Annotated in this window: 6 protein-coding genes; all 6 read right to left on the bottom strand. The window is 46.1% G+C overall.

Features of this window, described 5'->3' with window-relative positions; genetic code table 11:
* Positions 1–153 precede the first annotated feature (153 nt).
* The gene (locus ACFODX_RS10205) at positions 154–1,983 is read right to left on the bottom strand and encodes a glycoside hydrolase family 13 protein (RefSeq protein WP_378118717.1); all 1,830 of its coding nucleotides are present in this window, start codon (positions 1,981–1,983) and stop codon (positions 154–156) included.
* A 231-nt stretch (positions 1,984–2,214) separates the two neighbouring features.
* Positions 2,215–3,729 (bottom strand): tryptophan halogenase family protein, encoded by a 1,515-nt coding sequence (locus tag ACFODX_RS10200; RefSeq protein ID WP_378118715.1) that lies wholly within the window; start codon positions 3,727–3,729, stop codon positions 2,215–2,217.
* Positions 3,730–3,750: 21 nt separating this feature from the next.
* Complete coding sequence (locus tag ACFODX_RS10195) at positions 3,751–5,664, bottom strand: alpha-amylase family glycosyl hydrolase (RefSeq protein ID WP_378118713.1); 1,914 nt, start codon at positions 5,662–5,664, stop codon at positions 3,751–3,753.
* 97 nt (positions 5,665–5,761) lie between these two features.
* Positions 5,762–7,603, bottom strand: coding sequence for a glycoside hydrolase family 13 protein (locus ACFODX_RS10190; protein WP_378118711.1), 1,842 nt, complete (start codon positions 7,601–7,603; stop codon positions 5,762–5,764).
* A gap of 109 nt (positions 7,604–7,712) precedes the next feature.
* Positions 7,713–10,514, bottom strand: coding sequence for a TonB-dependent receptor (locus ACFODX_RS10185; protein ID WP_378118709.1), 2,802 nt, complete (start codon positions 10,512–10,514; stop codon positions 7,713–7,715).
* Between the two features lie 288 nt (positions 10,515–10,802).
* Complete coding sequence (locus tag ACFODX_RS10180) at positions 10,803–12,428, bottom strand: alpha-glucosidase family protein (RefSeq protein ID WP_378118707.1); 1,626 nt, start codon at positions 12,426–12,428, stop codon at positions 10,803–10,805.
* Between the last annotated feature and the right edge of the window lie 244 nt (positions 12,429–12,672).

Genomic DNA, 12,672 nt, shown 5'->3' with positions numbered 1-12,672 from the left:
GCGAGATACTAGGCTTTAGCTAAAAAGCACAACAAGCGGCTACATACGTATTCATAGAATCATCAAAATTACATACGTATGCAAAAAGGTTACTCTGAATTTTCAACCCTTAAGGTGATACCCAGAGTAACAATTTTTTCCGGGATGCAGCCTTTAGTTTTTAATTAAAAAAACCTGGGACTCCAGAGGATCAAGCAACAGTGGACGGGAAAGGGTAATAGTTTCTCCGGTTATAACATTGTGGGCGCGGCTAAGGCCGCCAAATGAAGCTTGAAAGCGATCCAGATTTAATGCAGTTGGCTGTTTGTTTTTATTTATCACCACCATCACCCGCTCCCGATCATGCACGCGGAAATAAACATAGTGACCATTTTCGGGGATGTAATGGATCAACTTACCCTCATGAATAGCAATGCTGGATTTACGCCAATTCAGTAATTTGCGCAAATACTCCTGGGTATCGCGCTGCGCGCCACTCAAACCCTTACCAGTAAAACCATTGACTTGATCTCCGGCCCAGCCACCGGGGAAATCAGCGCGCAGCAAACCATCGTTACGCACCAATGGGCTTTTAGTAAGCACCTCGGTTCCATAATAGTATTGCGGAATGCCGCGAGTCGTTGCAGTGAATAACAGTGAACTTTTTAACAGCTCAAGATTTTCGTGCAGCAGCGAATAAATTCGTGACATATCGTGATTATCAGGAAACAACATCAATTTCATCGGATCGGCATAAACAAAATCATTCGCGATCATTTCATAAAGTTTGATCAAACCACTATTGCTAGTCTCTTCTGCGTTAAGCACTTCCGGCATTAAAAATACAACCGGAAAATCCATCAAGCTCGGCAGATGGGAGACATAACCATCGCGATTGATAACTCCTTTTTGCCAATAGGCCAAAATATGCGGATTGGAATTCATCTCCTCTCCAACAATATTCAGGTTGGGATATTCTTCCAACACCGCTTTGCTCCACTGCGCCAGAAATTCCTTATCGGAATAGGCATAAGTGTCCTCGCGAATACCACTTAAATCGGCAAACTCGATCCACCAAATAGTGTTTTGAATTAAATACCGGGCCAGGAGCGGATTGCGCTGATTGAGATCAGGCATGGATTGCACAAACCAACCATCGGTGAAATTTTTTACATCCTCCGGTGCGGCATGAATATCCAATACGGTGGTGTGCTGGTTATTGGTAGGCACAAAACCGGATTGAAAATTTAGCCAATCACTTGCCGGTAAATCCTGCATCCACCAATGCCCGGTACCTATGTGGTTGAGCACTATATCCTGAATAAAACCCACCCCTTTTTTGCGCGCCGCGGCCACCAGATTTTTATAATCCTGGTTAGAACCCATGCGCGGGTCCATCTGATAAAGGTTAGTGGGCGAGTAACCGTGGTAGGAATATTCCGGCTGATTATTTTCAATCATCGGCGTAGGCCAGATCATGGTAAAACCCATGCGCGCAATATAGTCCAGATGTTTTTCAATACCTTTAATATCGCCACCATGCCGGCCTATAGGACTATGGCGATCTGCGCGCTCACGCATACTGATGTGACTATCGTTCGATGGGTCGCCATTGGCAAAACGATCAGGTGTTATCAGATAAACAACATCTTTAGCGGAAAAACTGCTGCGCTGGGCTGAACCAGCGCGACGCGCATGCAGCTCATAAGCTACGCGCAATTGCACACCCTGCTTATCGCTAAATTGCAACTCCATCTCACCGGGTTTGGCATTGGCGGCAATATGTAAATTGATAAATAAGTAATTGCTATTTGTTGTTCGCTCCAGGGTGGTAATGCTAACCCCCGGGTAACTTACACTCACTTGTAAATCAGCAATGGCAGGCCCATGCACCATGATCTGTAATTCAGGGTTTTGCATCCCCACCCACCAGTGCATGGGCTCAAGGTGTTGGATGTTATATTCGCCTGTTTTGGTAATGGCAACCGCACTATTTGCGCACAAAAAAGTAGCGAGCAAAGATAAGATCGCGGCAAAATATTTTGCTTTATATACAGGGTAACAATAGAAATTTATTAAAACTTTATAAGTAGCGGATAGATTCATAACGACATCCCGGTGTGGTTGATTGGTTATTGTTGTGCAGCTGCGCGCGCAGCATAGGCGACCAACAAAACCTCACCAATCCGCTACATACGTATTCAGAGAGGGGCTTAACAATTATTGAAAAGTTGTTTACATAACCTGCTTTTTCGCAACTAAATCATTCAATTGCTCGCGGTGTGGTTTGAAATTAAGTGCACAGCGACGAATGAAATCCTGGATATTACTGATGTTATATTTATGGGCAATTTCATTACCGGGAGATAACTGTTCCTTTGTGGGGAACACGCCATAACCTGCCAATAAACAATGCCAGGATGCCGATGGATAATAACTACCGATTTTTTGTCGCTCTATCTCCTGGGTAAGGTTTCCGCCACCAACCCATACCTGAAGCAACTCTCGCAAAGAGTCAGATAGATAATTATTGTTGGCGTTATCGAGCCAATATTGGCTGTCTGTTCTTGAGTTAACGCGGTAATGACAAACAATGTAATCGCGCACGGCTTCAAATCGCTGATTAATTGATTGGTTAAAATTTTTCTGTTCCCGCTCGGTGAAATCGCCTTGTTCCATTGCCTCGGCAAAACCCAGGATGGTCTCCTGCACAAGATGCAAAGCGGTTGCCTCCAATGGCTCAATAAAACCCTGAGACAAACCAACCGCCAAACAATTTTTTACCCAGTGACGTTCAACCCTTCCAACTCGCATTTTTAAATGCCGAACTGCCACATTGGAATCCAACAAATCAAGTTGCTTACGAATTTCTGTTTCGGCTGCATCTGCGGAGAGGTAATTCGAGCTATAGACATAGCCATTACCTGTGCGATTGGTCAGCGGAATGCTCCACATCCACCCCGAGCTGAGAGCGGTTGCTTTGGTTTGCGGCGCTATATCGGCAGCGGCGGGGGTAGGCATAACAACGGCAGAATCATTAAATAAATTTTTACCAAAACTGACAAAAGGCGTTTTTAATGCTTGTTGAATCAGCGTGGCAGAGAACCCGGAACAATCGATATAAAAATCAGCATTAATCGCCTGCTGCTGATCGGTAACTAACTGTCCAATATTTCCGTTGGCATCGAGTTTTACATCGGTAATTTTTGCATCAAGATAATGAACACCCAACTTAAGCGCGTGCTTTTTTAAGAAGGCACCGACAAGAGACGAATCAAAGTGATAGCCATAGCCTAATTGAAAGGGAAAATTATGGTCAGGCTTAGGCCCTAATAAATTCTCGGCCAGATAAGTTGCCAGAAAAAATTTATCCGGATGGGCGTCAACATCTATCCCTTTACGCCGAACAAAACTATTGTAAAAAAATGCAGGGGCTGAGTAATCATCAGGCTGTGCCGGAAACGGATGAAAGTAACTATCAAAGCCGGGCTTTGATGACCAATTGGAAAAGCGGATACCTGTTTTGTAAGTTGCATTACAGGCAGGCATCCATTCTTCTTCTGCAATCTCCATATAATCAAAAAATGATTTCAGTTGTGGTGTAGACCCTTCACCAACGCCAATAATGCCAATATCACTGGATTCAACCAGAGTTACCTGAATCAAATGTTTAGCCCAGCGCTTGGCGAGAATGTTAGCGGCCATCCAGCCAGCGGTACCACCACCTAAAATAACAATATTCTTGATCATAGTATCTTCATCTTCAGCCTGTTAATTAGCGGAACCCATCTCCAAAACCAACGAATCATAGGGTGACAAGCTAAGCTCAAGTGTAACGTCCGTATCGGTCACTATTAGTTTTGAAAAAGAGGAACTGTGATTTAGCTTAGCTGAAAGTTCATATGCGGGATTAATCAAATTCCAACTGTCTCTATATGTGGCAGGCAGGGATAATCTAATAGGCCCTGTTTGCTCACCGGAAAAATTACTGACAACAATCCACTGTTGGGCGCTGCTGGTACGTGTGAACGCAAAAATCTGGTTGTTGTACCCAGCCGATGTCTTAGCAATATTGTGAGTATGCAGCTCCTGATATTCCCCTTCAGCAATTACCTCTTCATGGGATAAGTTGAGCAGTTCGCGATAGAACTCGCGCAAGGCCTTTTCTGCTGGGGTGGATTGGCCACCATCAAATTTTCCGCCGTTCATGTAGCGCTGGTGCGCGGGAACGCCAGCATAATCAAAAATAGTGGTGCGCGAAGGATCGCCAAACCCGGAATCAATAGCCCCGGCTTCGCCAACATCCTGACCAAAATACAACATGGTGGGCGAACGACTGATCAATGTAGAAACTACCATCGCCGGTTTCGCTTTTTCCGCACTGCCGGCAAACTCGGGGCTGGCGATGCGCTGCTCATCGTGGTTTTCCAAAAAGTGCAGCATGTGCGCCTCTATATCACTCATGCCGGCTTGCACTTGGGCGATTACTTCAGTGCCGCTTTTACCTTGCATAATGGCTTTCAAACCGTCATACATTTCCACCTTGTCATAGAGGTAATCCATTTTTCCCATTTGAATGTAATTGCGGTATTCAGCCGGGTTGTATACTTCCGCCAATAAAAATGCCTGGGGATTTTTTTGTTTGATAGCAGAGTTCAAATAGCTCCAAAACTCAACGGGCACCATCTCCGCCATGTCGTAACGGAAACCATCTACACCTTTATCTAACCAATACTCGGCAATCTGACGAAACTTGACCCAGGAATCAGGCACATCTTTGCCCTGCCAAAATTGCGCGTGGGCGATTAAATCTTTTTGTGCGTAGTCCGCTGGCAACTCGGGAAAATCTTTGGTGCCGTCCGGGCGAACACCGTAATTGATTTTTACGGTTTCATACCAATCGTCAAATTTTGGCTGCGCGAGGCGCGATCCATTGCCGGTCCATTTAGCGGGCTGCTCATCAAACTGGCCATCGCTTAATGGATGTGCGTCGCCACCTAATGGGCGGTAATTACCTTGTGCTTCGGGCACTTTAAAATTTTCGCCCACTACATAATAAAAATTATTGTCGCGATGGTATTCCACACTGACATCATCGCGCGCACCAAAATTTTCCACGCCCGGTGGATTGCTGAGCGACTCGTAGCGACGCGCAACATGGTTAGGCACTATGTCGATAATGACACGCATACCCTGCGCATGGGTGCGCGCAATCAAGGCTTCAAATTCTTGCAAACGCTGCGCTGGGTCAACAGCCAAATCCGGGTTTACGTTGTAATAATCTTTTACCGCGTAGGGTGAACCCGCGCGACCTTTGACAACATCGGGGTCATCATTGCTGATGCCATAGGCGGTGTAATCGCGAATCACCGCATGATGTGGCACACCGGTGTACCAAACATGGGTAACGCCTAATTCCTTGATTGATTTCAACGCAGTTGCAGTAACGTCGTTAAATTTACCTACACCATTTTCCTCCAATGTTCCCCAGGGTTTATTGGTTGTATTGGTATTGCCGTAGAGACGGGTGAACATTTGATACACCACCGGCTTGCCCTGTACCACAGGCGCTGGCGGTTGCTCGGTGCGCTCGCTGGATTGATTACAAGCAACCAACCCTACTATGCCCAGACTCAATACCGCCATAGCAGCAAGGCCCAGAGTTATCTTTTTATAATCGTTCATTCACCCTACCTCTTTAAAAGGGTTGGCTATTTGCGCCAACCCGAACTGATACCACTAGTCAGCTAATAACAAATACAAAAACCACGTAATAAAAAATTTATAATTCCAACACCAGGGAAGTTTTTGCTGGAAGTTTCAGGCTCTCTCCAAGCGTTATTGTTTTGCCATCAATAACGTTGCGCGCAGCTTTTTTGCCCGCGGTAAAATCACGATACGCTGTCAAGTCCAGCTCTTGCTCCTGTGCATTTTTATTCAGAATCACCAGTACAGTTTTATTCTGCATATAACGCGCATACACATAAAAACCATTTACAGGCGAAAAGTGCTGCAATTTTCCGCTGTGAACCACCTCGGATGACTTGCGCCAGTTAAGTAATTTTTTGACAAAAGACTGCATGTCGCGCTCTTGTGGGCTAAGGCCCTTGCCGGTGAACGCATTTTTAGCATCGCCCTTCCAACCACCGGGCATATCGGCGCGCACGGCGCCATCATCGCGTTCACGCGGGCTAGTCATCAACACTTCGGAGCCATAATAAAATTGCGGAATACCGCGCATGGTGGCCATGTAAATCATCGCCGTTTTGAATAAATCCACATCGTCATTCAAGTAGGAGTAAAGGCGAGAGGTGTCATGGTTTTCAGGGAAAATCACCAAATTAAATGGATCGGGGTAAACAAAATCATTGCCCAGCATTTCATACAAACGAACCCAACCCTTATCCCAGGACTCTGCTTCGTGTAACACTTCGCGCAGGGTTTCATGTATCGGAAAATCCATCACACTGGGCATGTGTGGCACATGGCCACTGGCATTTATTTTCCCGCGCTGCCAATGCGCCACTACTGCCGGGTTAGGGCTCCACTCCTCGCCCACGATATTAAAATGAGGGTATTCATCCATAATGGTTTTGGCCCAGCGCGATAAAAATTGCTGATCGGCATAACCATAGGTGTCCTCGCGAATGCCGCTTAAGCCGGCATACTCAATCCACCAAATACTGTTTTGAATCAGGTAAGTTGCCAGTTGTGGATTGCGCTGATTTAAATCCGGCATGGTTGGCACAAACCAGCCACTGACAAATAATTCTTTATCGGCAGGCGCCGCGTAAGGGTCTTGCACCGTGGTGCGGCGGTGATTGGTTTCTTTATATTCTGCCGGGAAATTTAACCAGTCTTTTGCCGGTAGGTCTTTCATCCACCAGTGATTGGAACCTATGTGATTGAGCACTATATCCTGAATCACACCAATGCCTTTCTGTTGCGCTTTTTGTACAAAGCGTTGGAACTCTTCATTGGTGCCGTAGCGCGCATCTATTTTGTATAAATCCGTCGCGGCATAACCGTGGTAGGAATATTTTTCCATATTATTTTCGGTGAGCGGGTTTGGCCAAATTTGGGTAAAACCCATGCGCGCGATGTAATCCAACTGCTGCTCCATACCCGCAATATCACCGCCATGACGCCCGCCTTTATAGGCGCGATTAGGCTGCTCCAACATGCCGGGCATGGCATCATTGGCTGGATTGCCGTTGGCAAAACGATCTGGAGTAATTAAATAAATCGCATCTTTGGGCGAAAACCCCTTGCGCTCGGCGGATTTTTTTTCACGCGCCAGCAGCGCATAGTCAACCTTGGTTTTTAATTTACCGTCCAGGGTAAATTCAATAGGAAAGTGCCCCGGTTTTGCATCGGGCGCTATTTCAATAGTGACAAATAAATAATTAGCACTATCGACTTTTTTAACCTCAACAATATCAACACCCGGATAACTCACAGCTGGTGTAGTTGTACTAATGTCATCGCCATGCACCAACAATTCAACGCGATTGTATTTCATGCCGACCCACCAGTTGGCGGGTTCAATGCGATTAATTTCCATGCCATAAGCAATGGCCGGAAAAACATAAATGATTGATAGCAACAACATGAGTTTTTTCATTGTAGTTATCCAGATAGGTGTCTTAAGCAAAAAGCATATTCAGATAAAAAATCACCCACATGGATAGCCATGCGGGTGATTGATTGGTCAGCCAACAAACAGCCGTTATTTACATCTTGTAGTTCACACCAAAGAAGTATTGACGACCGAAGTACTGGATTGAACCGGTTTGAGCTTCTGAGCCGAAATAGGTTTTGGATGGTTCGTCAGTCAAGTTGTTAACTTGGAACACCAGCTCAACACCATTTTCAAATTCATAAGAAGCTTGGTAGTCCACTACTGATTCATCAGCGTAGAACACTTCTTGCGTTTCAACCGCTACCTGGTTGGCAACAAAAGCCTCGCGGTAACGGTAGTTCAAACGGGTTGAGAAGCCTTCGTAATCGTAGAACAGGGTAGCGCTCAGGTTGCTTGGAGACAGACCTGGCATACCGATGTCTTTCTCTTCACCGCCCAAATTGTTGATACGCTCAACGTCACTTTCAGTGTAAGAGTAGCTGCTGCTTACACCCAGACCTGACCACAAACCTGGTAAGAAGTCGAAGGTTTGTGTGTAGCCCAATTCAATACCCTGGATGTAACCACCCTTGGTGTTGTTGTAAGCAGTTTGATATTCACCACCTGGCTTCAATGGATTGCCGGTATTTGGGTTAATTTCTGGAACATTAAAGCCCAATGCTTCAAAGTCCACACCACGCAGAGTGATTTGCTCGATAAATGACTCAATGTCTTTTCTGAACAAAGCAACAACTATCGCACCTTCGGTATCAGCAAAATAATGCTCATAAGAAAGGTCGTATTGGTTAGCGTAGAATGGATCCAACAATGGGCTGGTGTTGCCCCATGCGTTAAATCTGTCTTCACCGTCAATCCAGGAACCTGCACCTGACTTCAGCTGGCTAACTGGTGGACGAGACATTACTTTTGCTGCTGCAAAACGAACAGTGTCTTGCTCAGTAACTTGGAAATTCAAGTTCAAAGAAGGCAGGTAGTCAGTGTATTTTTGACCCATTTCGTTACGAACATAGTCGTTGCTTACCACACCGCGCTCATCGGTAATTGCTTCACCTGCACCAGCACCAATCTGCAAGTAGCCATCACTGGATTGATCAGACTCAACCACACGCACACCGAAGTTACCGGTTACTGGAGTAGCACCCAATTCAGTTGCGAAGTTAGCCATTACGTAAGCTGCAAGCACATCTTCAGTAACAGTACCGGATTGAATCATGGTCCAGTTGTTATCCCAGTTTGCAACAGGGTTCCAATCGCGACCGCGAGCGGCTTCAACAGCAGCAACAGCGTCATCGAAGTCAATTGCAAAGAAGTTAGGCATACCTTTAAGGTCACCACCAAACTCAACTACCTTAACCATATCTTCGGTCAAAGCGATAGGGAATTGTGATGGGTGATTACCAAACTCTGAACCGTAACCGTCTTGACCACGCGCACCAGTGTATTCACGAGAAGAGTTGCGAATACCGGCTTCAAGAGATGTGATAAATGGAGTTTCCATTTCGTATTTCACATCAATTTTTTGCGCGTTAATTTCATTGTGAGTAATGAACGGCCACTGACCTACTTCGGTCAATGCAATACGATTCAGGTTGGTGTAATTCTCGCTAGCAAAGAAATCTGCTGGCTTCAAACCTTTGTTGAGATAGGTGATAGATTCTGGTGAACGAACAGGGTTTGCAACACTGGTATCGTTGTACAGCAGCGCACGAGTACCACCGTTTTGGAAATCACCATCTGACTCAGAGAAAGACACATCTGCGTTGATGGTCCACTTGTCGAGGCGCCACTCTGCATTCAAACCGTAAGACAATACTTCCGCTTCACGTGAATCATTGTCGTTAACAGTAAATACCGCAAAGTTTGTATTGCCGTTACCAGATACTGTACCGCCGATCATGTTGTTATCGACGATTACAGGGTTAGTGATAACTGTATTCTCGGAATGCAGGGTTTTAACGCGGAAGCCGCGCGCAAACGCTTCAGAATCAGCCTTGGTATTAAATACGTCCCCCTTCAGAGTGAAGCTGTCGCTCGGTTCCCACACCACGGTAGCCAGATAGCTATCGCGCTGCTCTTCACCACCGCGCTGTTGCATCTCCATACCTTCGCTGACATATTCGTTGCCTGCGTCAGCATCGATATTGCGTTGGCCGTTGTAGTTCAAACCAATGTATTGGTTTGCAACACTTGGAGCGCTCAGTTTGGCGTAGCCAAGTGCAAAACCAAGAGTGTCATCTGCAAATTTACCTTGGTAAGAAGCGTTGAAACGATGACCTAAATCAATTGCATCTTCCACTTCTGAGGTGCGGCTGTTTGAGCTGCCACGAACACCAAGGTTTATAGAATGTGCTTTGTCATTTTTGAGTGGGTTAACAGTTGTCAGCTCAATAGAACCAGCAACGCCACCTTCGATTAATGACGCTTTTGGCGATTTGTAAACAGCCGCTTGAGAGATCAATTCAGATGGGTAAACATCAAATTCGATTTTACGACCAGCGATAGGACCAGTACTGGTACTTACTTGTTCACGTCCGTTCATGGTGGCGAATACGAAGTCACCGCTCATACCACGAATGTTCAGCTCACTCGCCTGACCACCGGTACGCACAGAAGTAACACCTGGCAAACGAGACAGAGAGTCAGCGATAGATACATCTGGCAGACCGCCGATATCATCAGCAGAAATAGCTTCGATAACAGTATCGGAATTACGCTTTGCATCAATTGCATTCAAAACGCTTTGACGGAAACCGGTAACAACAACTTCTTCAATATCCTTCTCTGCAGTGGCAGCTTGGGTATTGGCAGCTTGGGCGTAAACAGCTTGTGAACCCGACACCAGAGCCATGGTAGTGGCCAGTGCGAGCATGTGATTAAACGATTGTTTTTTCATGCTTATTCTCTCCGCGGAAAGCGTACTTATTTTTAACATTGTGTGTAGTAACAACAGCTACTGGGTGTAAAACACCAGATAACACAATCCTGTCGTTGTAATGATGGTAGGCTTTGGTGGATAGGAACCACAATAGAATGCATACGTATTCAACTCACCGCATACGTATGCAGTCACATTTAAAGGAACTGGCTTTTTGCTTATTAAAAAAACTGAAGTAGTGAAATTTAAAGCAAAAAAAAGAGGGCCGAAGCCCTCTGTATTGACCGAATATAATTGTTGGAAAAATTAGCTGGCAATACGCGCTATCAAGGTTCCATAAGCCGCTACCGGCAGGTGGCTGGACGGCCCGCTGAAAGTCGCACAACCGTGGCCATCTATTGCTTGCAAACTGTATGTGTTTTGCAAGTCGATGGTTTTTTCCTGTGCGGAGAAATTAAATGCACAGAGCAAAACATCATCGCCGTAACAACGAGTGAAGACCAAATAATCCTCAGCATCGGCCACAAATTCAATATCACCCAAACGCAGGGCTGGCTGCGTTTTACGCCAATGCATAAATTGGCGATAGGCATTTAAAATGGATGATGGATCATTCTCTTGCAAACTAACCGCTTGCTCTTTATGCGCACCGGGCACCGGCAGCCAGGTTTTTACTTGCGAGAAGCCGGCATAGGGTTCGGTGTGATTCCAGGGCATTGGCGTGCGGCAACCATCACGGCCTTTAAAGCGTGGCCAGAAGGTAATGCCGTAAGGATCTTGCAGCTCGTGCTGTTGGATTGGCGCTTCAATCAAGCCCAACTCTTCACCCTGGTAACTGCACACACTACCGCGCAGTGAAAAGAGCATGGCATTCAGCGTTTTGGCTAATTGTGGCGACTGGTCTTTACCGCCCCAGCGCGACATAAAACGCACTACATCGTGATTGCCAATTGCCCAGCAGGGCCAGCCTTCGAGTAAATTTTTCTCCAGGGTTTCAACCGTTTCGCGGATATAGGAACCGGAGAGATTATCAACCAGCAATTCAAAACTGTAAGCCATGTGCAAGCGCGAATTACCGGCAGTGTATTCGGCCATGGTTTTTAAAGAATCTTCCGAGGCGATTTCCCCCAGAGTCACTGTGCCGGGGTAGCGATCCATTAATTTGCGCAGCGATTCCAAAAATTCCAGATTTTCCGGGCGATCACAATCAAACAAATGGCGCTGGAACGCATAGGGATTATCTTCACGGAAGCCGCGCCCTCTGCGCTCTGATTCCGGCTTGGCAGGATTGCTGCGCAGCAGTTTGTCGTGGAAGCAAAAAATAATGGCATCCAAACGCAAACCATCAACACCACGTTTCAACCAGAATTCTACTTCCTGCAAAATTTGTTCGCGTACTTGCGGGCAGTGGTAATTTAAATCCGGCTGGGTTTTTAAAAAATTGTGCAGATAGTATTGGCAGCGACGCGGCTCCCACTCCCAGGCAGAACCACCAAAAATGGCGAGCCAATTATTGGGCGGCGTACCGTCGGGTTGCGGGTCGGCCCACACATACCAATCGGCCTTGTCGTTGTCTTTGGATTCACGACTTTCCAAAAACCAGGCGTGTTGGTCTGAGGTGTGACTCAACACCTGATCGATAATAATTTTGATATTGCGCTTGTGCGCTTCGGCAATTAATTCATCAAAATCGGCCAGGGTGCCAAAAATAGGATCTATATCGCGATAGTCAGAAATGTCGTAGCCAAAATCTTTCATCGGCGATTTAAAAAAGGGCGACACCCAGATGGCGTCCACCCCCAAGCTGGCAATGTAATCCAGCTTGCTGATTATTCCGGGGATATCGCCAATGCCATCATTATTGGCGTCCATCAAGCTGCGGGGATACACCTGATAAACCACCGCGCCACGCCACCAAGGAGTTGTAGTCATTACCTAAGTCTCAATTTTTATTAATGTCACAAACACTTCTGTGAGTATTTGTATTGCGTGATATCAACATACGCCAGCCTCGTTTTTTCGCCAAGTGACTACATACGTATGCAGCTGGGGCTGATGATATATATCGGTCTAAAAACCATAGAATACGTATTCATTGGCAAACCCTCCGGTTTATGCCTGCCGTTTTGCTGCGACTTTTAACAGCCAATAAAAATTTGGACTAGGCTTCACTGCA

The sequence above is a fragment of the Cellvibrio fontiphilus genome (assembly GCF_042646205.1).
GTDB classification, from domain to species: Bacteria; Pseudomonadota; Gammaproteobacteria; order Pseudomonadales; family Cellvibrionaceae; genus Cellvibrio; species Cellvibrio fontiphilus_A.
The sequence above is the reverse complement of the archived record's forward strand: the minus strand, read 5'-3'. Positions and strand labels throughout refer to the sequence as shown.

Excerpts from the sequence above, each read along its gene's own strand:
- ACFODX_RS10200 (WP_378118715.1), bottom strand. The coding sequence starts at position 3,729 with ATGATCAAGAATATTGTTATTTTAGGTGGTGGTACCGCTGGCTGGATG.
- ACFODX_RS10195 (WP_378118713.1), bottom strand. The coding sequence starts at position 5,664 with ATGAACGATTATAAAAAGATAACTCTGGGCCTTGCTGCTATGGCGGTA.
- ACFODX_RS10190 (WP_378118711.1), bottom strand. The coding sequence starts at position 7,603 with ATGAAAAAACTCATGTTGTTGCTATCAATCATTTATGTTTTTCCGGCC.
- ACFODX_RS10185 (WP_378118709.1), bottom strand. The coding sequence starts at position 10,514 with ATGAAAAAACAATCGTTTAATCACATGCTCGCACTGGCCACTACCATG.
- ACFODX_RS10180 (WP_378118707.1), bottom strand. The coding sequence starts at position 12,428 with ATGACTACAACTCCTTGGTGGCGTGGCGCGGTGGTTTATCAGGTGTAT.